At 62.8% G+C, this 23,157-nt stretch carries 28 protein-coding genes; 17 read left to right on the plus strand and 11 right to left on the minus strand.

The genetic code is table 11. The annotated features are described in order from the left end of the window. The first annotated feature begins 59 nt into the window (after positions 1–59). The 7 genes from ACZXDY_RS22370 (at position 60) to ACZXDY_RS22400 (ending at position 8,485) form a co-directional block, all read left to right on the plus strand. Positions 60–818: an SDR family NAD(P)-dependent oxidoreductase gene (locus ACZXDY_RS22370; protein WP_028166789.1), complete on the plus strand. Its 759-nt coding sequence runs from the start codon at positions 60–62 to the stop codon at positions 816–818. A gap of 179 nt (positions 819–997) precedes the next feature. After that, on the plus strand, positions 998–1,804 hold the full coding sequence (locus ACZXDY_RS22375) for an enoyl-CoA hydratase/isomerase family protein (RefSeq protein WP_464346980.1): 807 nt from the start codon (positions 998–1,000) through the stop codon (positions 1,802–1,804). Between the two features lie 43 nt (positions 1,805–1,847). Beyond that, positions 1,848–3,722 (plus strand): AMP-binding protein, encoded by a 1,875-nt coding sequence (locus ACZXDY_RS22380; RefSeq protein ID WP_464346981.1) that lies wholly within the window; start codon positions 1,848–1,850, stop codon positions 3,720–3,722. A 162-nt stretch (positions 3,723–3,884) separates the two neighbouring features. Further along, complete coding sequence (locus ACZXDY_RS22385; protein WP_464346982.1) at positions 3,885–5,015, plus strand: acyl-CoA dehydrogenase family protein; 1,131 nt, start codon at positions 3,885–3,887, stop codon at positions 5,013–5,015. A gap of 124 nt (positions 5,016–5,139) precedes the next feature. Beyond that, a complete protein-coding gene (locus ACZXDY_RS22390) occupies positions 5,140–6,384 on the plus strand; it encodes an acyl-CoA dehydrogenase (protein ID WP_464346983.1) in 1,245 nt (414 codons plus the stop codon). Positions 6,385–6,524: 140 nt separating this feature from the next. Beyond that, entirely contained in the window at positions 6,525–7,769 is a 1,245-nt protein-coding gene (locus tag ACZXDY_RS22395; protein ID WP_464346984.1) for an acyl-CoA dehydrogenase, read from the plus strand. Between the two features lie 2 nt (positions 7,770–7,771). Then, positions 7,772–8,485: a nitroreductase gene (locus tag ACZXDY_RS22400; RefSeq protein WP_051397040.1), complete on the plus strand. Its 714-nt coding sequence runs from the start codon at positions 7,772–7,774 to the stop codon at positions 8,483–8,485. Positions 8,486–8,523: 38 nt separating this feature from the next. Here ACZXDY_RS22400 and ACZXDY_RS22405 read toward each other — a convergent pair whose 3' ends face one another. Together ACZXDY_RS22405 and ACZXDY_RS22410 are read right to left on the minus strand one after the other, a co-directional pair. Next, a complete protein-coding gene (locus tag ACZXDY_RS22405; RefSeq protein WP_464346985.1) occupies positions 8,524–8,928 on the minus strand; it encodes a hypothetical protein in 405 nt (134 codons plus the stop codon). 223 nt (positions 8,929–9,151) lie between these two features. Next, on the minus strand, positions 9,152–9,937 hold the full coding sequence (locus ACZXDY_RS22410) for an enoyl-CoA hydratase/isomerase family protein (RefSeq protein WP_464346986.1): 786 nt from the start codon (positions 9,935–9,937) through the stop codon (positions 9,152–9,154). Positions 9,938–10,290: 353 nt separating this feature from the next. Here ACZXDY_RS22410 and ACZXDY_RS22415 point away from each other — a divergent pair, with 353 nt between their 5' ends. Both ACZXDY_RS22415 and ACZXDY_RS22420 read left to right on the plus strand, forming a co-directional pair. Beyond that, on the plus strand, positions 10,291–10,953 hold the full coding sequence (locus tag ACZXDY_RS22415) for a Crp/Fnr family transcriptional regulator (RefSeq protein ID WP_028166780.1): 663 nt from the start codon (positions 10,291–10,293) through the stop codon (positions 10,951–10,953). Further along, positions 10,950–11,846, plus strand: a complete 897-nt coding sequence (locus tag ACZXDY_RS22420) for a DUF6537 domain-containing protein (RefSeq protein ID WP_464346987.1) — start codon at positions 10,950–10,952, stop codon at positions 11,844–11,846. The genes ACZXDY_RS22415 and ACZXDY_RS22420 overlap by 4 nt, the downstream gene beginning before the upstream one ends. A gap of 64 nt (positions 11,847–11,910) precedes the next feature. On the opposite strand, the gene ACZXDY_RS22425 is transcribed toward ACZXDY_RS22420, so the two are convergent. The 3 genes from ACZXDY_RS22425 to ACZXDY_RS22435 all read right to left on the minus strand — a co-directional run bounded on the left by ACZXDY_RS22425 (position 11,911) and on the right by ACZXDY_RS22435 (position 12,656). Next, positions 11,911–12,150 (minus strand): hypothetical protein, encoded by a 240-nt coding sequence (locus tag ACZXDY_RS22425; protein WP_130226635.1) that lies wholly within the window; start codon positions 12,148–12,150, stop codon positions 11,911–11,913. A gap of 64 nt (positions 12,151–12,214) precedes the next feature. Further along, positions 12,215–12,430 carry a hypothetical protein gene (locus ACZXDY_RS22430; protein WP_028166777.1) on the minus strand — a complete coding sequence of 72 codons (216 nt, stop codon included), beginning with the start codon at positions 12,428–12,430 and terminating at the stop codon, positions 12,215–12,217. A 16-nt stretch (positions 12,431–12,446) separates the two neighbouring features. Further along, positions 12,447–12,656: a hypothetical protein gene (locus tag ACZXDY_RS22435; protein WP_028166776.1), complete on the minus strand. Its 210-nt coding sequence runs from the start codon at positions 12,654–12,656 to the stop codon at positions 12,447–12,449. 229 nt (positions 12,657–12,885) lie between these two features. Here ACZXDY_RS22435 and ACZXDY_RS22440 point away from each other — a divergent pair, with 229 nt between their 5' ends. Next, the gene (locus ACZXDY_RS22440) at positions 12,886–13,092 is read left to right on the plus strand and encodes a hypothetical protein (RefSeq protein ID WP_028166775.1); all 207 of its coding nucleotides are present in this window, start codon (positions 12,886–12,888) and stop codon (positions 13,090–13,092) included. Positions 13,093–13,155: 63 nt separating this feature from the next. On the opposite strand, the gene ACZXDY_RS22445 is transcribed toward ACZXDY_RS22440, so the two are convergent. After that, a complete protein-coding gene (locus ACZXDY_RS22445; RefSeq protein ID WP_464346988.1) occupies positions 13,156–13,347 on the minus strand; it encodes a hypothetical protein in 192 nt (63 codons plus the stop codon). Between the two features lie 215 nt (positions 13,348–13,562). Between ACZXDY_RS22445 and ACZXDY_RS22450 the strand changes: the two genes are divergently transcribed. The 3 genes from ACZXDY_RS22450 to ACZXDY_RS22460 all read left to right on the plus strand — a co-directional run bounded on the left by ACZXDY_RS22450 (position 13,563) and on the right by ACZXDY_RS22460 (position 15,833). Then, entirely contained in the window at positions 13,563–14,300 is a 738-nt protein-coding gene (locus tag ACZXDY_RS22450; RefSeq protein WP_028166773.1) for a Crp/Fnr family transcriptional regulator, read from the plus strand. 558 nt (positions 14,301–14,858) lie between these two features. Then, entirely contained in the window at positions 14,859–15,206 is a 348-nt protein-coding gene (locus tag ACZXDY_RS22455) for a DUF3307 domain-containing protein (protein ID WP_051397039.1), read from the plus strand. Between the two features lie 228 nt (positions 15,207–15,434). After that, positions 15,435–15,833, plus strand: coding sequence for a hypothetical protein (locus ACZXDY_RS22460; protein ID WP_130226632.1), 399 nt, complete (start codon positions 15,435–15,437; stop codon positions 15,831–15,833). 148 nt (positions 15,834–15,981) lie between these two features. Here the strand turns inward: ACZXDY_RS22460 and ACZXDY_RS22465 are convergent, their stop codons facing one another. Together ACZXDY_RS22465 and ACZXDY_RS22470 are read right to left on the minus strand one after the other, a co-directional pair. Further along, on the minus strand, positions 15,982–16,302 hold the full coding sequence (locus ACZXDY_RS22465; protein WP_464346989.1) for a YkgJ family cysteine cluster protein: 321 nt from the start codon (positions 16,300–16,302) through the stop codon (positions 15,982–15,984). Next, positions 16,302–17,000 carry a helix-turn-helix transcriptional regulator gene (locus ACZXDY_RS22470; RefSeq protein WP_464346990.1) on the minus strand — a complete coding sequence of 233 codons (699 nt, stop codon included), beginning with the start codon at positions 16,998–17,000 and terminating at the stop codon, positions 16,302–16,304. Before ACZXDY_RS22470 ends, ACZXDY_RS22465 begins: the two co-directional genes overlap by 1 nt. 138 nt (positions 17,001–17,138) lie before the next feature. Here ACZXDY_RS22470 and ACZXDY_RS22475 point away from each other — a divergent pair, with 138 nt between their 5' ends. Next, positions 17,139–17,411: a hypothetical protein gene (locus tag ACZXDY_RS22475; RefSeq protein ID WP_035691433.1), complete on the plus strand. Its 273-nt coding sequence runs from the start codon at positions 17,139–17,141 to the stop codon at positions 17,409–17,411. A 35-nt stretch (positions 17,412–17,446) separates the two neighbouring features. Further along, the gene (locus ACZXDY_RS22480; RefSeq protein ID WP_464346991.1) at positions 17,447–18,175 is read left to right on the plus strand and encodes a glutathione S-transferase family protein; all 729 of its coding nucleotides are present in this window, start codon (positions 17,447–17,449) and stop codon (positions 18,173–18,175) included. 11 nt (positions 18,176–18,186) lie between these two features. Here ACZXDY_RS22480 and ACZXDY_RS22485 read toward each other — a convergent pair whose 3' ends face one another. Next, complete coding sequence (locus tag ACZXDY_RS22485) at positions 18,187–18,819, minus strand: pyridoxamine 5'-phosphate oxidase family protein (RefSeq protein WP_464346992.1); 633 nt, start codon at positions 18,817–18,819, stop codon at positions 18,187–18,189. 118 nt (positions 18,820–18,937) lie between these two features. On the opposite strand from ACZXDY_RS22485, the gene ACZXDY_RS22490 reads away from it, so the two are divergent. After that, the gene (locus ACZXDY_RS22490) at positions 18,938–19,831 is read left to right on the plus strand and encodes a LysR family transcriptional regulator (RefSeq protein WP_464346993.1); all 894 of its coding nucleotides are present in this window, start codon (positions 18,938–18,940) and stop codon (positions 19,829–19,831) included. A 65-nt stretch (positions 19,832–19,896) separates the two neighbouring features. On the opposite strand, the gene ACZXDY_RS22495 is transcribed toward ACZXDY_RS22490, so the two are convergent. Further along, positions 19,897–20,349, minus strand: coding sequence for a PaaI family thioesterase (locus ACZXDY_RS22495; RefSeq protein ID WP_464346994.1), 453 nt, complete (start codon positions 20,347–20,349; stop codon positions 19,897–19,899). 220 nt (positions 20,350–20,569) lie between these two features. Further along, on the minus strand, positions 20,570–21,739 hold the full coding sequence (pobA, locus tag ACZXDY_RS22500; RefSeq protein ID WP_464346995.1) for a 4-hydroxybenzoate 3-monooxygenase: 1,170 nt from the start codon (positions 21,737–21,739) through the stop codon (positions 20,570–20,572). Positions 21,740–21,877: 138 nt separating this feature from the next. Between pobA and ACZXDY_RS22505 the strand changes: the two genes are divergently transcribed. Then, positions 21,878–22,894, plus strand: coding sequence for a TRAP transporter substrate-binding protein (locus ACZXDY_RS22505; RefSeq protein ID WP_028166763.1), 1,017 nt, complete (start codon positions 21,878–21,880; stop codon positions 22,892–22,894). The last annotated feature ends 263 nt before the right edge of the window (positions 22,895–23,157 follow it).

Raw genomic sequence — 23,157 nt, forward strand, 5'->3', positions numbered from 1 at the left:
CTTCGAGTTCTGGAAGTCCCAAGTCTAGAGAAAGAAACGCCCAAGGAAAGGTTTTACCCATGCAGTTGAAAGACGTTGCTGTTCTCATCACCGGCGGTGGCTCCGGCTTAGGAGCCGCCACCGCGCGCGCCATGGCCGCCAAAGGCGCCAAGATCGGCGTGCTCGACCAGAACAAGGAAAATGCCGAGAAGGTCGCGGCGGAGGTGAAGGGCGTCGCGCTTCATGCCGACGTCACCAGCGAGGAGCAGGTGAAGGCCGCGATCGCCAAGGCGGAAGCCGCGCACGGTATCGCGCGCGTGCTGATGAACTGCGCCGGTATCGGCGGCTCGCAGCGCATCGTCGGCAAGGACGGCGTCTATCCGCTGGAGAAGTTCACGCGCATCATCAATGTCAACCTGATCGGCACCTTCAACGTGTTGCGCCTGTTCGCGGAGCGGCTCGCCACGGCGCAGCCGATCGGCGAAGAGCGCGGCGTCGTCGTCAACACCGCCTCGGTCGCAGCCTATGAAGGCCAGATCGGCCAGATCGCCTATTCCGCCTCGAAGGGCGGCATCGTCGGCCTGACCTTGCCGGCGGCGCGCGACCTCGCCAGCCTGAAGATCCGCGTCAACACCATCGCGCCCGGCATCTTCTTCACGCCGCTGCTGATGGGTCTGAACGAGGAGGCGCGCAAGAGCCTCGGCGCCCAGGTGCCGCATCCGGCCCGCCTCGGCGAGCCCGACGAATATGGTGCGCTCGCGGTGCATATCGTCGAGAACGCAATGCTCAACGGCGAAACCATCCGTCTCGACGGCGCCATCCGCATGGCCCCGCGGTAGGCTTCCCTTCTCCCCTTGTGGGAGAAGGTGGCGCGGATGAAATCCGCGACGGATGAGGGGTTCTCCGGCTGGCAACCGCTCACCGTATCGAATGCACGGCTGGTGCCGGCGTAGCCCTCTCCCACAAGGGGAGAGGGCGCAGTAACTGGCATCGCGTTCGGGTGAAGCAGGAGTTAAGCGTGTCGCAACCGCTTCTGATCGAACATCACGACGGCGTCGATCGGGTGACGCTCAATCGCCCCGAGAGCCTGAACGCGCTCGATCCCTCGCTGATCGATGCGCTGAATGTCTACTTCCAGGGCCTGCAGCGCAACCGCGACACGCGTGTCGTGGTGCTGAAAGGCGCGGGTGAGAATTTCTGCGCCGGCCTTGACCTCAAGCATGCGATGCGGCGTCGCGCCGGGCAGCAGGAGCCGCCTGGGGTCACCGAGTCGCTGGACTCGCAGCGGCGCATCGCTGACATCGTGATGCTGATGCGGCGTTGTCCGCAGCCGATCATTGCGCTGATCCAGGGCGCGGCCGCCGGCGGCGGCTTCGCGCTGGCGCTCGCTTCCGATATCCGCATCGCGACCAGATCGGCGCGAATGAATTGCGCTTTCGTCAAGCTCGGCCTTGGTGGCTGCGATATCGGCACCAGCTATTTCCTGCCGCGCCTCGTCGGTGTCTCCGTTGCGTCCGAACTGATCCTCACCGGCCGCTTCATTGGTGCGGAGCGCGCGCTCGCGGTCGGCCTTGTCTCCGAGGTGGTGGAAGAGGGCAGGCTTGATGCGGCCGCCGAGCCTTATATCGAGGCGATGCTGACGGCGTCGCCCGTGGGCCTGCGGCTCTCGAAGGAATGCCTCAACATGAGCGTCGATGCCGGATCGCTGGAAGCTGTCATCGCGATGGAGGACCGCAACCAGGTCCTGTGCAGCCGTTCGGAAGATTTTGCGGAAGGTATCAGGGCCTTTCTCGAAAAACGAAAGCCTGTGTATATCAGGCGATAGCAACAAAGATCCGCAAAGGACAAGAAATTCCGGGAGACGCAAAATGAGTGGGAGTGCAGCCGCGGTGCTGGAAAAGCCGGGCTTTCGCAAGATCGAATGGCTGCCGCGCGACATCGCGATCGAGCGTCGAGACGACGGCGCGATCGTTCTGAAGTCGCGCATTCCGCTCAGCCCCTACGAGAAGCATATTCCAGCTTCGCTCGCGAAATGGGCGAAGCAGGCACCGGAGCGGACCTGGCTCGCCCAGCGCACCGGCCCCGAGCGGCAATGGCGCAACCTGTCCTACGCCGAGGCCAAGCGCACGGTGGATGCGCTCACGCAAGGCCTGCTCAATCTGAAGCTCGATGCCGGACGTCCGGTCACGATCCTATCAGGCAATTCAATCGAGCACGCGCTGATGACACAGGCGGCGATGCAGGCGCGGCTGCCGGCGGCGCCTGTGTCGCCAGCCTATTCGCTGATGAGCCAGGATCATCTCAAGCTCAAATATTTGTTCGACCTGGTCAAGCCGGCCGTGATCATGGTGCAGGATGGCCCCACCTTCGAGAAGGCGCTGCGCGCGCTTGATCTTGATGGCGTCACCGTCGTTCACGTCGCTCGCCCTTGCGATGGCATCAAGAGCGTCAGTTTCGCCGAGCTGGCGGCAACGCCGGTGACGGACGATGTCGAAGCGTCGATCGCGCAGATCACGCCACAGACCGTGGGCAAGCTATTGTTCACCTCGGGCTCGACCGGCATGCCCAAGGCCGTCATCAACACCCAGGAGATGATGTGCGCCAATGCCGCGATGATGATGCAGGTGCGGCCGCGCGATCCCAATGGTCCGCTCGCGACTTTTCTGGACTGGATGCCCTGGAATCACACCATGGGCGGTAATTCGCTGTTCAACCCGGTGCTGATCGATGGCGGCACGCTCTATATCGACGACGGCCGGCCGATGCCGGGCCAGTTCGACGAGACCATCCGTAACCTGCGCGAGATCTCGCCGACCTATTACGCCAACGTCCCCGCCGGCTATGCCGCGCTGGCATCCGCGATGGAAAAGGACGACGTGCTGTGCCGCAGCTTCTTCCGGAATCTCTCGGTGATGGCCTATGGCGGTGCGCGACTGCCTGATGATCTCTACGATCGCATGCAGGCGCTGGCGGTGCGCTCCACCGGCGAGCGCATCGTGTTCTATACCGGCTGGGGATCGACCGAGACCGCGCCGACCTCGACCGGCACTTATTGGGACACCGAGCGCGTCGGCCTGATCGGACTGCCGTTCCCCGGCGTTGAACTGAAGATGGTGCCGTGCGGCGCGAAATATGAGTTGCGTCTGCGCGGCGTCAACGTCACGCCCGGCTATTTCGGCCAACCCGAACTCACCAGATCGGTGTTCGACGAAGAAGGCTTCTACTGCATCGGCGATGCCGGCGTGTTCGTCGACCCCGAGGATCCCGTGCAGGGCATCATCTTCGCCGGTCGCGTAGTCGAGGATTTCAAGCTCACGACCGGCACCTTCGTGCATGTCGGCTCGCTCCGCACCGATGCGATCGCGGCGGCAACGCCTGTCGTGCACGACGCGCTGGTGGCCGGGCAGGATCGCCCCTTCATCGGCCTGCTCGCCTGGCCCAATCTTCATGCCTGCCGGCAGCTCATCGGCGATCCCAACGCTACCTTCGAAGACGCTGTGAAGCATCCCGAGGTGATCGCCTGTTTCAGGCGCGGGCTGGAGGCGCACAATGCGTCCGTCGCCGGCGCCAGCAGCCGGCGCATCTCGCGCGCGATGCTGATGGTCGAGCCGCCTTCGATCGACGGCAACGAACTCACCGACAAGGGCTACATCAACCAGCGCGCCGGCCTCGAACGCCGCACGGCGCTGGTGGAAAAGCTCTATGCCGACACACCCGACGCAGATGTGATCGTGCTGCAATGAAAATCAACTCTCGCCACTCGTCATTCCGGGGCGCCGCGCAGCGGCGAACCCGGAATCCATTTCTCCGCTTGCGCGCGTGGCCCGATGGATTCCGGGTTCGCGCTTCGCGCGCCCCGGAATGACAGTTCCTTGGCTACGCATCATCAACCCGAGTGAAACGCCATGAATTTCGATTTCTCCGACGAACAGAAGCAGATGCGCGACGAGGCGCGGAAATTCCTTAGCGAGCGATGTCCGCCGAAAGCGGTGCGCGCGGTGCTCGATGGCAAGGCCGCCTACGACAAGGAACTCTGGAAGGGCCTCGCCGAGATGGGCTTTCTCGGCGTCGCGATCCCCGAACAGTTCGGCGGCGCCGGCGCGGGTCATCTTGAGCTCTGCGTGATCGCGGAGGAGATGGGCCGGGCGCTGGCGCCGGTGCCGTTCTCTTCGACCGTGTATCTGGCGGCCGAAGCCTTGATGCTCGCCGGCAGCGATGCGCAGAAGCAGAAATGGCTGCCGAAGATCGCCGCAGGCGAAGCCGTCGGCACGCTGGCGCTGTTCGAGGGCAAGGGCAATCCGTCGCCGAAGGCGATCAAGCTCACCGCGGCGGGCGCAGCGCTCAACGGCACCAAGAAGCCGGTGCCGGACGGCGCCATCGCCGATTTCGCCGTGGTGGCCGCGCGCACCGGCTCGACCGGACGTGATGCCGATATCTCGCTGTTCCTCGTCGATCTCAAGGGGAGCGGCGTCGAGGTCAAGGAATTGACCAATCTCGATCCGACCCGCGGCCAGGCGGAGCTCACTTTCACCAACGCCAAGGCCGAGCCGCTCGGCGCCACCGGCGAAGGCTGGGGCATCATCACGCAAGTGCTCGACCGCGCGGCGGTGCTGCTGGCCTTCGAGCAGGTCGGCGGCGCCGACCGCGCGCTGGAGATGGGGCGTGATTACGCGCTCGATCGCATCGCCTTCGGCCGGCCGATCGGCTCGTTCCAGGCGGTCAAGCACATCCTCGCCGACATGTATGTCTCGGCGACGCTGGCGCGTTCCAATTGCTACTACGGCGCCTGGGCGCTCTCGACCAACGCCGCGGAGTTGCCGGAAGCGGCCGCCGCGGCGCGGATCAGCGCGACGCAGGCGTTCCAGCACTGCGCCAAGAACAACATCCAGGTCCATGGCGGCATGGGTTTCACCTGGGAGTTCGACTGCCACATGTACTACCGCCGCGCCAATGCCACCGCGCTCGGCCTCGGCAGCCTCTGTTATTGGGAGGACGCCCTGATCGACCGCATGCGCAAGAAGAACGCGGCGGCCTAAGTTGTAAGACCGTAGGATGGGCAGAGCGAAGCGAAACCCATCAAACCAGTGGCGGCAAATGATGGGTTTCGCTGCGCTCTACCCATCCTACGACGCTACGAAACACGGCCGAGGATTTTAGAACATGAATTTCGACGACACCCCGCAGGAAGCCGCGTTCCGCGCCGAGGCGAGAGCCTGGATCGCGGCGAACGCGCCGAAGCAATATGAGGAAGAGCTGCGCAAATCCTCGCTCGGCCGCGTCCAGCTCAAGAATGCCAACATCCTCGAGGTCGCAAAGGCCTGGCAGAAGAAGAAGGCGGATGCCGGCTGGGCCTGTCTGCACTGGCCGAAGGAATATGGCGGCCGTGGCGCCTCGCCGATCGAGCGCGTGATCTGGCAGCAGGAGGAGGGTCCGTTCGGCAGGCTCAGCGCGATGTTCATCATCGGCCACGGCATGTGCGGCCCGACCATGATGGCGTTCGCCCGCGAGGAGCATAAGCGCCACTATCTGCCGCCGCTGGCCTCGGGCGAAAAGATCTGGTGCCAGCTCTTCTCCGAGCCCGCAGGCGGGTCCGACGTCGCGGGGCTTCGTACCCGTGCGGAGAAGAAGGGCGACGAGTGGATCATCAACGGCCAGAAGATCTGGACGTCGGGCGCGCATTATTCCGACTACGGCATCCTGCTGACCCGCACCGATCCGACCGTGCCCAAGCACAAGGGCCTGACGATGTTCTTCCTGGACATGAAGAGCCCGGGCGTCGAAGTCAGGCCGATCAAGCAGGCGAGCGGGCAATCCGACTTCAACGAGGTCTATTTCACCGACGTCAGGATCCCCGATCATCAGCGGCTCGGCGAAGTCAATGACGGCTGGAATGTCTCGCTGACCACGCTGATGAATGAGCGCATGTCGATCGGCGCCGGCGTCTCGACCGGTTTCCCGGAATTGTTCGAGTTCTGCAACAGCTTGATGCTGGAGGACGGCCCCGCGATCGAAGATCGCAGTGTTCGTTCAAGGCTTGCAAACTATGCGGTGAAGGCGAGCGGGTTGAAATACACCAGCATGCGCGCGATCTCGGCCCTGTCGAAGGGCGAGCGACCGGGCCCGGAGAATTCCATCGGTAAATTGGTGGCGGGATCGATGATCCAGGAAGTCGCGATGTACGCGCTCGACCTGCAGGGCGCCGCCGGCGTGCTGAGCGGGACGGATGCGGAACTCGCCGGCAAGTTCCAGGCGATGCTGCTGCGCGCGCCCGGCACCCGCGTCGAGGGCGGCACCGACGAGATCATGCGCAACATCATCGCCGAACGGGTATTGGGATTGCCAGGTGATATCAGGGTCGACAAGGACGTGCCGTTCAACCAGATACCGACGAAGGGAAGGTCCTAGACCCTCATCCTGAGGAGCCCGCGGAGCGGGCGTCTCGAAGGATGCAGGCCCGCCTGGGGCCTCATGGTTCGAGACGGCGCTGCGCGCCTCCTCACCATGAGGGTTGATAGAGAACAAGAATAGAGATTGAGAGATCCGCCATGAACTTCGACGACACCCCGGAGGAAGCCGCCTTCCGCGCCGAGGCGCGCAAATGGGTCGAGGCCAACGCGCCCAAGGAGTATGAGGCGGAGCTGTCAAGGTCGTCGCTCGGCCGTATCCGGCTGGAGAAGGCCGAGATCGTCGACGTCGGCAAGGCCTGGCAGAAGAAGAAGGCAGAGGCCGGCTGGGCCTGCCTGCACTGGCCGAAGGAATATGGCGGCCGCGGTGCTTCGCCGATCGAGAAGGTGATCTGGCAGCAGGAAGAGGGCATCTACGGCAAATTGACCCAGCCGTTCCAGATCGGCGAGGGCATGTGCGGCCCAACCGTGATGGCCTATGGCAGCGAGGAGCATAAGCGCCGCTATCTGCCGAAGCTCGCTTCGGGCGAAGAGATCTGGTGCCAGCTCTTCTCCGAGCCGGCCGGCGGCTCTGACGTCGCAGGGCTGCGCACGCGCGCGGAAAAGCAGGGCGACAACTGGATCATCAACGGCCAGAAGATCTGGACCTCGGGCGCGCACTATTCCGATTACGGGCTTTTGATCACGCGCACCGATCCCAACGTGCCAAAGCACAAGGGCCTCACCATGTTCTTCCTGGACATGAAGAGCAAAGGCGTCGACGTCCGCCCGATCAAGCAGGCCAATAGCATGCAGGAGTTCAACGAGGTCTATTTCACCGACGTCGTGATCCCGGACAGCCAGCGGCTTGGCGCGGTCGGCGACGGCTGGAACGTCTCGCTGACCACCTTGATGAACGAGCGTATGTCGATCGGCGCGCGGCTTGCGACCGGCTTTCCGGAAATGTTCGAGTTCTGCTCGAATTTGATGACGGAGGACGGGCTTGCGATCGACGATCCCGCCGTGCGCTCGAAGCTCGCGAGCTGGGCCGTGAAGGCAAGCGGACTGAAATACACCAGCCACCGCGCGATCTCTTCGCTCTCCAAGGGCGAGCGGCCGGGACCGGAGAACTCGATCGGCAAGCTCGTCGCGGGCACCATGCTGCAGGACATCGCGACTTACGCGATGGACCTGGAAGGCGCCGCCGGCGCGCTCACGGGCGCTTCGGAGGAAGTGGCAAGCGGCCAGTTCCAGCAGATGCTGCTCACTTCACCGTCGATGCGGATCGCCGGCGGCACCGATGAAATTTTGCGCAACATCATCGCCGAACGCGTGCTCGGTCTGCCCGGTGATATCCGCGTCGACAAGGACGTGCCGTTCAACAAGATCCCAACCAAAGGACGCTGACCATGGATGCGAAAACGCCAAGCCCGCGTTACACGACGGAAGATCGCATCGGCGTGCTCGAAGAGCTCCTCAACGAGCGCTACTCCGTTCGCGCCTTCCTGCCGCGCGAAGTGCCGCGGGAGATCATCGAGCATGTGCTCAACGTGGCGCAGCGCACCGCGTCCTGGTGCAACAGCCAGCCCTGGCAGGTCCTGATCGCGAGCGGCGAGGCCAAGGAACGGTTCCGCAAATCGATCTATGCCGAGGCGGCATCCGGTGCCAAGGACGACCATGACTTCACGCCGCCGCGCGAATATGTCGGGGTCTATCTCGAGCGCCGCCGCGAAAGCGGCTTCCAGCTCTACAACACGCTGGGCATCGCGCGTGGCGACAAGGCGGCGTATGCAAAACAGGCGCTGGAGAACTACAATTTCTTCGGCGCGCCGCATGTCGCTGTTATCCACACCAACGAGCCGCTCGGCATTTACGGCGCGATCGATTGCGGCGCCTATGTCTCTAATTTCATGCTGGCCGCCCAAGCGCTTGGGCTCGGCACCATCCCGCAGGCGGCGTTGGCGCGCCATTCCGGCTTGATCCGTCGTCACTTCAACCTGCCCGACGACCGGCGCGTCGTCTGCGGCATCTCCTTCGGCTATGCCGATCACAGCCACAAGGTGAACAGCTATCGGACCTCAAGGGCGACCGTCGCAGATGCCGTGACGTTCCTGGATGAGTAGTCCGTGATCTCGACGTGGCTCGTTTAACCCGCGACCGATCAGCGGGTGCGCGTCGGTGGTTTCGGTAGCTTGTCAGGGTCGAATTTTGGTGTCGGCCCGATCGGCTCCGGTGCAGGCAGCTGTGGTTCGCTCAGAATTAGGGTCCCTTCAAGGATCACTCCCGGCACCTGCTCCGCGGTCGCTGTGTAACGACCCAATTTGTCGGCGCACGTTCCTTCAAGCCGAAGCGTAAGGTCATCGGGGCCGAAGACGGTTGCATGTCCTTCGGTGTGCCTTCTGATCGATAGGATGGCGGTGAAGCGGTCCCCGTCGATTTCGCAGGAGCCGCTATAGGTCGTGATGCTGTCATGACCCCAGATCCTGCCGTCTTCGACATGGGCGATGCCGGTGCCTTGGCCCAGCGAGGTGTTGAACCACGCTGCATAGGTACCGTTTCTGAGCATGGAGGAACCTTCTCCCTCGGTGTTCACAGATGCCCCAGCCGGATCATCGACATGGCTAGCGCTAAAACTTGGTTAACCTCCTTCTCCGGGCGAATCCGGTGAAAGAGCTGCGCAGCGGATCCAAGTGCAGCGGACCCAAGTGCGGCCGCCCCAGTCGCTGACCTCGACCGGCTGGTTGCGCAATCCGTGCCACTGACGTTTGCCGGCACCAGCGCGCCCACGCTCAGAACTTCGCCGGCCGTTTCTCCGCGCGCGCCTTGATGCCTTCCTTGATCTCGGTCCCGCGCAGGCTCTCGCGATGACGGGTGTCGGCGGCTTCCTTGTCGAACTCGCCGTGAGCGAATTCATTGATGGCGCGCTTCATGCCGGCCATCGCGCGAGGCGCGTTGGCGGCCAGCAGGCTCGCGAGCCGGTCGACCTCATGGTCCAGCTCGCCCTCGGGCACCATGGCGGTGAGATAGCCGATCCGCAGCATCTCCACCGCGCTGATCTTCTGCCCGGTCAGAAACAGCATCTTGGCATTGTTGACGCCGAGCCGCGACACATAACGCCTGATACCGCTCGGGTAATAATGCAGGCCGAGCTTTGCGGCCGGCATGAACATCTCCGCGGTGTCGACGCCGATGCGGAAGTCGCAGGCAAGCGCCAGATCGGTCGAGCCGCCATAGACGCCGCCGTTGAGCCGGCAGATCGTGGGCACCCGCAGATCTTCGAGCCGGTTGGCCACGCCCTCGAACGCGGAACCGGAGCTCGGCTCGTCGCTGCCAGCACCGGCGCGGGCCGCCACCGAATTGAGATCGTAGCCGGCGGAAAAGGCCCGGCCGGTGCCGGTCAGCACCAGCACGCGGACGGCGGGATCGGCCTCGACGCGGTCGAACAGTCGCACCAGCTCGACCAGATCTTCCGCCTGCAGCCGGTTCATGTGCTTGGGACGGTTGAGGCGGATGGTGGCGCGAGGGCCCGAAATCTCGAGCTGCGGCGGGGTTGCGGTCTCGGCCGCGTCAGACATGGTTTGCTCCATTGTTGGTTCTCCAGCTCGCGCCGGTTTGGCGTCGGTCGTCTCGGCAAGGCCGGGCCTGTTGGCTGCTTCGCGGACGTGGTAATCCACACCGGTTGCCGGAAGGTGCCTTTCCTTGCCCAGCCCGTCAACGACGACTGGCAAATGGCTGCATTCCGCCTCGGTCTCACCCGTCTGGGCATGCCAGGCGCCCTGGCCGGCACCTGATTTGCCTGACAAAGTCGTGAGATTCGCGAACAAAAGAGCGACATTTCCCGTATATCAGGGAGAGGCTGCCGTGCGGGGCGGCCCCGGATTTAAGAAATCGCGGCGACATTCACTGCTTAGAAATTGGTTGGTTTCCTATGGATACCTCACATCTTGTTCAGCACGCAGGGACTGCCGGCACGTTGTTCGCGTCGATCTTCGTGATCGCGACCACCACGATGCGGACAATGATTCCCTTGCGCGTTTTCGGCATTCTCGCAAACATTGTCCTGATCATCACAGCCATTCCGATCCATAATTATCTGGTCATTCTGGTCCAGGTGGTCATGCTGCTGGTCAATACCTATCGCCTGCACCAGATGCTGCAGCTCGTCCGCGACGTCAGGAAGTCCGTCAACAGCGATCTCTCGATGGAATGGCTGAAGCCGTTCATGACCGAGCGCAAGTGCAGCGCCGGCGAAGTCCTGTTCTACAAGGACGAGAAGGCCGACAGCATGTTCTACATCGTCAGCGGCCGCTTCCGCCTGGTCGAGTCCGGCATCGAGCTGCCGGTCGGCGCCATTGTCGGCGAGCTTGGCATGCTGTCGCCGTCCAACGTCCGCACGCAGACGCTGGAATGCGTCCAGGGCGGCGTCATCCTTTCGGTGAGCTACGACCAGGTCGAGCAGCTCTATGTGCAGAACCCGGCCTTCGGCTTCTACTTCCTCAGGCTTGCCAGTGCGCGGCTGTTCCAGAATATCGATACGCTGGAGCAGCGGCTGGCCCAGCAGGTGGCGGCGGTAGAGCCGAAGCCGGCATGACGAGCGAGAGTGCAACCGTGGCGGACGATGGCATCCTGTCCTCGTTGCGTTATCTGTTCGCCGATTTCCTCGGCGACGATGACGACACGCAGCCAGTGCTTCCCGAGGGATTGCCGGAGAGCGTCGCAGCCGTCGCGAGCGATGCCATCCACCTGCTGATCGACTATCAGAGCGCCGGCTATGCGCAGCTCTATGTCGACCGCTTGCGGCGCTTCGTCGGTAGGCACGACGTCGACGAAGCGATGCTTGCCGAGATCGCGCAGTTGATGATGCAGCGCATGGCCTATGAGGATCCGATCCGGATCGCGCAATTGAAACTGCTCGAGCTCGGCGACAAGGGTGCGCAGGCCGGATCGGTGGATATCAGGAGATTCCGGTTCGACGAACTGGTTGACGCTCTGCCTGCGGCGATCGCCGAGCCGGTGCTCGATATCCTGGAGCGGCTGGGCTGGGCACGAAGGACGGTCAAAGTCCGCTTCTCCACCAAGAACCGCTTCAGCATCCGCCGCCTGAAGCTTGAGGCCGGCCTCAAGCGCTGGCGCCTGTTCTCGATTCGCTACGCCAAGGAGCGGGTCTGGGTGGAGCGCTGGCTGCATATGATCAACCGCAGCCTGGCCAAACAGCCCGCGGCAGCCCTCGCTGTCATCCGGACGGCGACGATGATCGAAGGCTACGGCGCGAGCTACCGCCACGGGCTCGCCGACTGGCACACGATCATCGACGACCTCGCCAAGCCGACCTTCGATGGTGTGCTCGCCCTGCCTGATCTCGCCGGGGCCATTGCGGAGGCACGCGCGGCAGCGATGCCCGATCCGCGCCAGGCGGCGCTGAAGCGCAAGATCGCGGAAATCCGGGCCCGTCTGCCTGCCGAAGCCAGCGCAGCAGCCGGGTGATCGTTCGATTTATCTGAGCATGATCTCTTTCGGAAAACCGGTGCCCACTTTTCCGGATCATGCTTTATCGCGGGCCGTCCTCGCGCGAGGACAGTTTCGGCGGTTCGTCATAGCCGCGGCGGCTCGAGTAGAACAGGAGTGCCATCAGGCCGACGCCGATGACAACGGAGAACACGATGCCGATCGCCATGGCTGCATAGCCTTGGCCGGGCATCGCGGCACCCGGCATTGTGAGTCCCTCATAGGCGAAGACGCCAACGGCCGCCAGAATCGCGAGCAAGGCAAGGATGATCGCCACTCGCATGGTTGCTGCCTTTCTTGTTTGGGTAACAAGAACCGGCAGGCGGGTTGTGTTCCTGCGAAAGCCGTTATTTCGCGGCGGGAGCCAGATTGCTGAGCGACCGCTTGCCCGCGGCGATCAGTTCCGTCAGCGTGGTCTTGCCGCCCTCGGCGGATCTGATGATTCGTCTCGCGATTCTCTTGCGAACCGAGTGCCGTTCGCCATGCTGCGTTTGCTCACAGATCCGATCCAAGGCGGCGTTCATGATTGCCAAGGTCTTCGAATCAAATTTGCTCTCGATCATTTGCCCCTCCCTGATCTCACCTCTCATTGGTCGCATCGACATGGCGGACGCTCAGCATGGCGCTGACATCGAGGACATTCTCGGTCTGCCGGGCTTTCTTCATTAACGCATCGCGCTCGCGGCCAAGCGGCAACCGGCGCGCAGCGGCGCGAGCATCGCGGGCGAATTTCTCTAAACGGACCTCGAATGGCTCGGTCGGCCGCGATCTGTTTCGCTTCTTCTTCATGCCGCCTCCGATCTGGAAGCGAAGCTAGTCTGACGCCTCGACAGCGTCCTTAACCTATGAAAGCCGATCAAACCAAAGATGCAAATCTCCGGCGACTGGAACGTTTGCAGCAGTCGGGCGTAAGCCTGTTGCTTCCGCTATCCGTCCCCGGAGGATGGCGGAAGCACTCCGATGACAGGCCCCGGCGAAAGAGATCGTCGGGGCCGTCGAGATATCAGGGAAGCAGCCGATGACGCGTTCGGATCAGGGTATCGTCAGGGACAACAAGGGCGAGGAGCAGCCTGCCGACAAGCGTCGCGCTCAGACCGTTCACAAGACGGATCCGAAGCATTCGGTCTCGAAGGAGGCGACCCGCGATCCCAAGCTCACCGACGACAACAAGACGCCGGGGTCGGGCATGGGCCCCGACGACAGCGGCGACGCGCCGACGGGATAGAAGGACGCGCATGGCTTTCTTGCGAGGCTGCGCGTGGCGACGGCCTGACACGAAGGGGTCCACTTATCGGGAGCCATCTCGGGAGCCATCGTCAAGTTTGGCGACGATGCGCACCCCCTGCCAGACCTCGACCGTCCCGCCATTGAAGTGCTGGCGTGCCCTGGCGACAGCCTCGTCGTCGGTCTCGCTTTCCAGCTCCATTTGCTTCCGAATGTGGCCGTCGCTTCCCAACAGATAGGCCCGGTATTCCTGCATCACTTTTCCCCGACTGCACCAACAGCGATTGTCACGGAGAGGGTTCCGCCCGCGCATTAACATGTGCTGGGGTCATTGAAGAAACTCGCATTTTAGGCGTCACTAGCTACAACCTGATAGAGTATGATATATGATTGGCTACTTGAGAGGGAATAACATAGGTTATTGAAAACGGTCCTATCCTTACTCGACTTATTAGCGGGGAGACTGTTCCTTTGAGTCCACTCGTTCGTAAGCTTGAGCAGTTTGTGCGGCTGTCGTCGGCCGATCGCGCGTACCTCACCCGCGCGGCATCGGAACGGCTGCGCAAGTTCGGTCCCAGGGTCGATATCGTGCGCGAGGGCGAGAGGCCCAAGGACGTGCAATTGGTCGTTGCCGGCTGGGCATGCCGCTACAAGCAGTTGGAGGATGGGCGACGGCAGGTGGTGTCCTTTTTCCTGCCGGGCGATAGCTGCGATCTCAACGTCTTCATCCTGCGCGAGATGGACCATTCGATCGGCTCGATCACGGACTGCACCATCGCCGACCTGTCGCGCGATTTCTTCGAGGAGATCAGCGTCGGATATCCGCGCATCGTGACGGCGCTCTGGTGGGAAAGCCTGGTTGATGCCGCGATCCAGCGCGAATGGACGTTGAACCTGGGTCAGCGCACGGCCCTGGAGCGCATGGCGCATCTTTTGTGCGAGCTCTTCTTCCGCCTACGCCTTGCCGGTCTCACCAACGGCGACGGTTGCGACTTCCCCCTGACGCAGGCCGATCTCGCCGACGCCAGCGGGCTGTCCAAGGTGCATGTCAACCGCACCCTGCAGGAATTGCGTTCGGCGAATCTGATCGTATTGAAAGGCAGGACGCTTGTCGTGCCGGATCTTCGGCGCCTGATGAATGCCGGCCTGTTCAACGCCAACTATCTGCATATGGAGCGCGAAGGCCGTCAGCTCGACGCCACCGAGTGATGCCGCCCGGTCGGTGATCGCTTGACGCTTGCCGACGCCTGGAGCGGGAGGGGTGACGCTCTGGCCCGGCAGCCGATCGTCGCGCCGCGACGCCAGTCGCGGTTCGCAATCTTCTTGAAATGCCCGTTTCACCTGCTCTGTTTGTGAAACATATATCTATTTGATTTTGCTGTATTTTTTGTTCCAACCCAACTCCATCGCGTTCAGGCGGTTGCGATCGTATTGGGCGGGCGATGCCGCGCGGCTGAACGATGTCCGGCTTTGTCCCGACTACGGATCGCCGTCGACTGTTAACCTTTGTGGCCTGCGCGACGATGCCGCAGCACTATCGCCGTAGGGCCACACCATATGAATTTCGGAGGACCCAGAGGTGCATTCGGGCGCGGGAGATGCCATAAATGGCCGCAAGTTTTGAATATTGCGGGTTTAAGAAAAAGTTGCGCTGACGCCCAGGTCCGGTTTCTCTCCATCATTTTCCATCAGTCGCAGCGAAGGGCGTCAGCTTTGTCGTTTCCATCCATGTCGTCGTCGGTCCCGGTTGCTGCACTGGTAGGATGGATGCTGCTGCTGACCGCCAAGCACATCGTGGCGGACTTCTTTCTGCAGACTTCCTGGATGGCGATCGGCAAGGATCAGAAGACCGGCTGGGCGCTGCCCTTGTTTGCGCATTGTCTCGTGCACCTCGCGACCTCGCTGCTCGTGATCCTGGTGATCGCGCCGAGATTCTGGTTCGTCGCCTTCATCGATTTCTTCATCCACCTTGCGGTGGATCGCGCCAAGGGAATCACCACCTCGACCTTCGGCGTCACGACCGAGCACCCCTGGTTCTGGTCACTGATCGGCGTCGATCAGGCGCTGCATCACCTGACCGGCTTCGGCCTTGCGATCTTTATGGCCGCGAACTGAGCCCAATTCTCTCCGTCATTCCGGGGCGGGCTCCGCGCGAGAATCCATTACGCCGCACGCGCAGGCCGAGAAATGGATTCCCGGGCTCGATGCTTCGCATCGCTCCGGAATGACGTGCGCGTTTCTGATTCGCTCAAAAATCGCAATCACCCCGGACGACTACTGGCACCCGTGGTTAACCCTTCGTTAGAGAATTGCACGGCATCTTCCGGACCAGGGAGAACTGCAATGTTTTCAAGCCGCAACGCCTTCGAGAACGACGTTTGCCCGGTCCGCGAGGAGCTGCTCGGACAGATGTACCGCGCCAATCCTGCCGGCCTCCAGGCCCTCGTCGAAAGCGTCTCGTCCGATGTCCGGGCCATGCTGGCGCTGTTCTGCTATCGCCGCCATCATCTGCATTCGCTGGCAGTGGCGATCGCCGCAAGCTGCAGCGAACGCGAGCTCGCTTATTTCGGCGGCCACGTCGGCAACAACCTTTATAAACTGTCCCGCCAGCCGGCCCGCTCGGCAGCGCCCTCGCATGGCGGCCGCAAGCCGATCACGCTGTCGACTAAGCCGCTCGCGACCTTCGCGCCGATCGTCGACGATCTCGACGAGGAAGAGGTTGCGGAGACTGTGACTGCCTAGGCCCTATACGGGACCACGAACTCTCCCTTATCCCGAGGAGCCGCAAAGCGGCGTCTCGAGGGATGGGCTGCGGGCGAGATCGGGGCCTCACGGTTCGAGACGCGCGAAGACGCGCTCCTCACCATGAGGGACTCCTGCCCCATCCGGGCTACGATTCAACTGCCAACGCCGGAAGTCCGTGCCGGCGTCGCGCCATCGCGCATTCGGCATCGCCGGGCATGCAGGTGCGGCAGACCTCGGGCCGTATCGGATAGATCGCGCAGCTCGTGGCCACGCCGATCTTGCCCGACAGCGCCGAGCAGCGGTCGCCGTCGCAGCGCATGCCGGATTGCCTTGCATTGACGTATTCCAGCGGGATCAAGTCGAGCTCCGCGTCGTCCTCGGTGGTGAAGCGGGGCCAGTTCTCCGAGTAGAAGCAGCACGCGCCGCAACCCTGGCAGGGATTCTCGGTCGCATTTTCGATCGCCATCAGACGTCCTTCGGCGCTTCCCAGACCAGGCTGCGGCGCCAGCGCGCCCGCAACAGGTCGCGCCTTTCAGGGTATTTCTCGTCATGATAGACCGCGCCCTGCACGCGGTCGGTGCGGAAACTGCGGAAATCCTTCCGCAGCTCGCACCACGCCGCCAGGATGCGCACCGCCTCGTGATAGCCGACCGCGATCGGCCAGATCGTGCGTTCGGTGTCGCGGCCATGTTCGTCGCGATAGTTGAGCGTGATCTTCTTGCCGTCGTGGATCTGCGAGCGTGTCCGCACCATGTCGATGCGGTCGGGTTCCTGGTTCCGCGCCCAGCGGGCGCGGCTTGCGGGTTCGAGTACGAACGGCCGCAACCGTTCCGGCACCGTATCGGCGATCTTGGCCATCAGATCCTGTGCGGCGCGCGCCAGCGCCGGATCGGCGTGGCCCGTGACCCAGCTCGCGCCGAGCACGCAGGCCTCGATCTCGTCGGGTGTCAGCATCAGGGGGGGCAGGTCGAATCCCTTTTCCAGGATATAGCCCATGCCGGCTTCGCCGCGAATCGGCACGCGCTGCTCGATCAGGGTCGCGATGTCGCGATAGATCGTGCGCTTGGATGTCTCGAGCTCGGCGGCGATCGCGTCCGCGGTCAGCGGTTTGCGGGTGCGCCGAAGCACCTGGATGATCTGAAACAGCCGGTCGGCGCGTCTCATAGTCGGTCTCTTTGCCTGGTCTCTTGGCTAGTTCCGGGCCGTCGATTTTCTCAAGGTCGGCCTCGCCGCTGCTGACAGGATGTTGGCAGCAGGGGGTGGTTATAACGGGACAACATCTCAACTGAAGGGAATTTGTCCATGCTGAATCGTCTTGATACGGGCGGCTTCGATAGCCGTCTTGAAAGGTTCAGGCGAGCCCAAACCTTTGCGTTGGAACAGCTCGTCACGATCCACACCGTCTCCTCCGATCTCCGTTGGGCGCTGATCGAACTGGCCCTGCGTTCGATCGCGGCCCTGTTCACGGCCATCGGAAAGCATCTGGTTTTCCGGGGCCGCCGCCTCGTGAAACGGGTTCGCTTGGCGACCCATTTTACCCCTGCTGACACCATGGTGGCAGCAGGGGGCCGCTAGGCTCGGCATCGTTTTTTGGAAATTGGGAGGCTTCTATGATCATTCTCCATGGCTTCGGTCCGGGGTTCGGCTTGCCGGAAATCAGCCCGTTCGTGACCAAGACCGAGGTCCAATTGAAAATGGCCGGGCTTGCCTATTGCAAGGAGAAGGCGATGCCGCCGAGTTCGCCCAAGGGGCAGTTGCCCTATATCCGTGACGAAGCGGAGACCATCGCCGATTCCACTTTCATCCGCGCGCATATCGAAGGCAAATACGGCTTCGACTTCGATGCGCCCTTGAGCTTGCAGGCGCGCGCGCAGGCCTGGGCCTTCGAACGGATGATCGAGCACCATGTCTATTGGGCTTTGATCGGCGCTCGCTGGGTCGATGAAACCAATTTTGCCAAGGGGCCGGCACATTTCTTCGACGGCGCGCCGGAACACATGCGCGAGAAACTACGTGAGGATGCTCAATTCCGGGTCGCCGAGAATTATCTCCTGTCTGGCCTTGGCCGCCATGCGCCCGACGACGACATCGACCTCGCCATCCGATCGCTAATTGCGCTTTCCGTGCAGCTCGGCGACAAGCCGTATTTGATGGGCGATACGCCGTGCGGCACGGATGCCACCGCGTTCGGGGCGCTTGCGGGAATCCTGACCCCGTTTTTCGATTCGCCGCTACGCGCGCGGACCGAGAAGTTCAGCAATCTCACCGACTATGTCGACCGGATGATGGGGCAATATTATCCAGAATTCGCCTGGTCGCCCGTGCGCGAAGCGGCCTGAGATCAGTTCGCCTAAGATGATGTCGCAGGCTGCGGCTGGCGCCTCAATGCAGCCAGCTCCGCTTCGAGCTCGGCGATCCGTGCGTCGCGTGCGGCGAGTGCCGCAGCGACATCGGCGGCATCGAATTTCTGCGGGATGTGCTGCGGACAGTTGGTGTCCCAAGCCGATATCTTGAACAGGATCACCTGCTCGGGACGCGCCCTGTAATCCTTGGGCATCAGTGATTGTGTCAGCGCCGGGTCGTCGTCGACCACGCGCGCTTCTCCCCAGAGCTTGACGCGTCTGCGATGCGCGTAATCCATCACGAAAATATACGCCTTCGGATTTTCCGACAAATTGCCTTGGGTGATGTACTGCCGGTTGCCGCTGAAGTCGGCGAACGCGATGGTACTGGCGTCCAGGACCTTGATGAATCCCTTCGGTCCGCCGCGGTGCTGGATATAGGGCTGGCCGTCGGCAGACGCGGTCGCGAAATAGAAGCTGTTGGTGTTGGCCAGGAAGGCTGCCAGGTTCTCGTCGATCTCGGTGCGCCAGCCGCGCCGTTCGGCCTGAGCATAGGCCTCGCGCGAACCTTTGCGCGCCTGGATCGCCTTCACCGCAGGCGTGAAGGCGACGTCGCTCGGATAGATCTGAGTGTCTGACATTTGAACCTCCCGGCGTGGAGCGCCAAAGCGTCCTTTCACCGGACAAAATGGGATGGTTCCCTCAGTTGAACAATCAAGGCGATTGACACTTCACTGTTGCGGTTTATGCAATAATGCGATGGACCGCATTGATGCTATGCAGGCCTTCGTCGCCGTGGCCGATCTGCAGGGGTTTGCGCCTGCGGCTCGAAAGCTCGGGCTGTCGCCGTCGGCCGTGACCCGGCTGATCGCCGCGCTGGAGGAGCGGCTTGGTGCGCGGCTGTTGCAGCGGACCACGCGGTCCGTGACCCTGACCGATGCGGGCTCGCGCTATCTGGAGCGCGCCCGCCGCATCCTTGCCGATCTCGAAGAGGCCGAGGAGGCCGTCGAGGGCGAGCGCACACGCCCGGCCGGGCGATTGGTGATCTCGGCGCCGGCCGGTTTCGGCCGCCTGCATGTCAGTCCCATGGTGACGGCCTATCTGAAGCGCTATCCCGACGTCGGCGTCGACCTCCGGCTGTCCGACCGCATGATCAATCTGGTGGAGGAGGGCGTCGATCTCGCCGTCAGGATCGGGCATCTGCCGGATTCGACGCTTGTCGCCCGCCATGTCGGCGAGATGCGGCGCATCGTGGTGGCGTCGAAGGCATATCTGAGCGCCCGCGGCGAACCGATGCGGCCCTCGGAGATATCAGCGCATGACACCATTCAGTTCGGCGCCATGTCGGCAGCGCCGGATTGGCGCTTTGTCGAGGAAGGGCAGGAGGTCCGCGTCGCGCCGAGTCCGCGCTTCTCATCGAACAACGCCGATGCCGCGATTCAATACGCCGAAGCCGGCGGCGGGCTGACGCGGGTGCTCGCCTATCAAGCGGCTGCCTCGCTGAAGGCAGGGCGGCTCAGGATCGTGCTGGCGAAATTCGAGCAGCCGCCGCTGCCGATCCACATCGTCTATCCGACCTCGCGCCTGCTCTCGGCCAAGGTGCGCACCTTCGTCGATCTGGTGACTGAGACAGCCGACTGGCGGTTTGGGTAACGGCTCGTGCGCACCCCGCCGTCATGCCCGGGACAAGCCCCGCCATGACGGTGCAAGGCGCAGCATCACCCACTCACCGGAGCGCCATCGCGTTTCGGCATCACCCGGAACGTCCCACTCGCCCGCGCGATGATGACGTCGTCCGCCTTCACCAAGCTCTGTGCAAAGCAGATCGTGCTCCCGGTCTTGATCACGTCGGTCTCGACCGCGAGCCACTGCCCGATCTCGGCAGTGCCAATGAAATCCACCGCAAGCGAGACCGTCACCAGCGAAGATGTCCAGCCCATCACTTGGGCGCAGCTATAGCCCATCGCGTTGTCGGCGAGTGCAGCGATCAATCCACCATGGATCAGACCGCGCGAGTTGGTGTGCGCCCTTGCGAGCCTGAGCCCCATGATCACTGCCCTGTCGGTGCGCTTCGAATAAAGCGGCTCCCAGGGATCGGTGAGCGGGCTCTTGCGGAAGTGAGGCTCAAAGCCTTCCGGAATGTCGGCAATGACGGAAGTATCGGTGCTCATGGTCGGCCCGTATGTCTGGTGATCTCGGCGCCATTGAACGCGATGTCGATGACAGTTTCACCGCATACAAAGTTTTAAACGACATCTGCGCGGATGTTTGAAACACACTCCGTCGTCAGCGCGGTCCCGTAGGGTGGGCAAAGCGCAGCGTGCCCACCATCAGCACTCCGTTCGCAAAGGTGGGCACGCTGCGCTTTGCCCACCCTACGATTCCACGATTCTACAACGGCAGGCCGACGTAATTCTCCGACAGCGATGTCGACGCCGCCTTGGAGCTGACGAGATAGTCCATCTCGGCGAGCTGGATACGTGCACCGAATTCGCCCTGATCGGGGAATTTGTGCAGCATCGAGGTCATCCACCAGGAGAAGCGCACCGCTTTCCAGACCCGCGCCAGCGCTCTGGCGGAGTAGCCATCGATGCCAGCGGAAGATCTCTCGTCGTAATATTCACGTAAGCCTTGCGACAGGTAGTGCACGTCGCTGGCGGCGAGGTTCAGTCCCTTGGCGCCGGTCGGCGGCACGATATGCGAGGCGTCGCCGGCCAGGAACATCCGGCCGAAGCGCATCGGCTCGGCGACGAAGCTGCGCAGCGGCGCGATGCTCTTTTCGATCGAGGGGCCGGTGACGAGTTCGTCCGCCGCCTTCTGGTCGAGCCGCCGCTTCAGCTCGTCCCAGAACCGCTCGTCGGACCATTGGTCGATATGGTCGTCGAGCGGACACTGCACGTAATAGCGGCTGCGGTGCATCGAGCGCATCGTGCACAGCGCAAAGCCGCGCTCATGGTTGTTGTAGATCAGCTCGTGCGAAACCGGAGGGGTCTCCGAGAGGATGCCGAGCCAGCCGAACGGATACACCCGCTCATAGGTCTTGATGGCGGAAGCCGGCACGCTGGCGCGGCTGACGCCGTGGAAACCGTCGCAGCCCGCGATGAAGTCGCAGATGATCTCGCCTGCTTTGCCATCCTTCACGTAAGAGACGCGCGGATGGTCGGTGTCGAAATCATGCGGCTGGACATCGGCGGCCTGATAGATGGTGGTGAGCCCGGCCTTCTGCCGCGCGTTCATCAGGTCGAGCGTCACCTCGGTCTGTCCGTAGATCATGACCGTCTTGCCGGTCGCCGCGTGCATGTCGATGCGATGCCGGTCGCCGCCGAAGGCGAGTTCCAATCCGTGATGAATCAGCCCCTCGCGATGGGCGCGCTCGCCTGCGCCGACTTGGTCGAGCAGGCCGACCGTGCCCTCTTCCAACAGGCCGGCGCGGATCCGTCCCAGCACGTAGTCCGGCGTCTGCCGTTCCAGGATCACATTGTCGATGCCATAGGCGTGAAGTAGTTGCCCAAGCAACAATCCTGCCGGACCTGCGCCTATGATTGCTACCTTTGACCGCAATTTTTGCTCCTCCCGATACCGTAGGCCACAGCTTATACCCGCTGGCCGGCCGCTGTCGTCAGCTTGCAATGGTGATTATATCATATAACAATAATCGCAAAGGGCCACCAAAGGCCCGCAAAGAGGGAGAGGATGCCGATGAGGAAGACGGTTCTGGCGTTGCTGCTGGCCGCCAGCGTGACGCCTGCGTTCGGGCAGGAGAAGACGTTCGACCTGAAGATCTCGCATTGGGTGCCGGCCTCCCATCCGCTGCAAAAGTCGCTGGAGGACTGGGCCGCGGCGGTGGAAAGGGATTCCGGCGGCACCATCAAGGGCAAGGTGTTCCCGGCCCAGCAGCTCGGCAAGGCCTTCGACCATTACGACATGGCGCGCGACGGCATCGCCGATGTCACCTATGTCAATCCAGGCTACCAGCCCGGCCGCTTCCCGATCGTCGGCGCCGGCGAACTGCCGTTCCTGATCTCGGACGCCAAGGGTGGCTCGATGGGGCTGGATGCCTGGTACCGCAAATATGCCGAGAAGGAGATGAAGGACGTCAAATATTGCCTCGCCTTCGTCCATTCGCCGTCTTCGTTCCATTCGCGCACCAAGAAGATCGTCGTGCCCGAGGACGTCAAAGGCCTGAAGATCCGCCCAGCCCATGCCACCATGGCCAACTTCGTCACCTCGCTCGGCGGCACCAATGTGCAGTCCTCAGCGCCTGAAGTGCGCGACATCATCGAGCGCGGCGTTGCCGACGGCGTCACCTTTCCCTGGGGCTCGCTGGTGTTGTTCGGCATCGACAAGGTGACGAAGTATGACATGGAGGCGCCGCTCTATGTCACGACCTTCGTCTTCGTCATCAACAAGGACAAGTACAACGCGATGTCCGATCGCCAGAAGGCCGCCATCGACAAGAACTGCTCGACCGAAATGGCCGGCATCGTCGGCGAGCACTGGGGCAAGTTCGAGGACGCCGGCATCGACAAGGTGAAAGCCGAGTCCGGCCACGAGGTCTACACGCTGACGCCGGAGCAGACCGCACTGTGGAAGAAGGCGGCCGAGCCGCTGGTCAAGACCTGGGCCGACAGCGTCAAGAAGACCGGCGTCGACGCGGATGCCGCCATGGCGGACCTGAAGGCGTCACTCGCGAAGTACAACGCGCTCGCGCAGTAAGGGTAGGCGCCGATCACGTTGGCCGCCGTTCCTGCAATCGTCATGAGCCGATGAGATTGGATCATACTGAAGCCGCATCGACGGTGCCCCACCTCTCCCCTTGTGGGAGAGGTCGGATCGCATCGCAAGATGCGATCCGGGTGAGGGGTTTTCGCTCTCTCGTGGGACTTGATCCCCCTCACCCGGCAGTTCTGTGCGTCAAGTTCAGCAAAATTGATCATGGGGTCCGGCCAAGCCATCCCCTCGGAGCCGCCGTCGCTCGC

It is taken from the genome of Bradyrhizobium sp. LeoB3 (genome assembly GCF_055456055.1).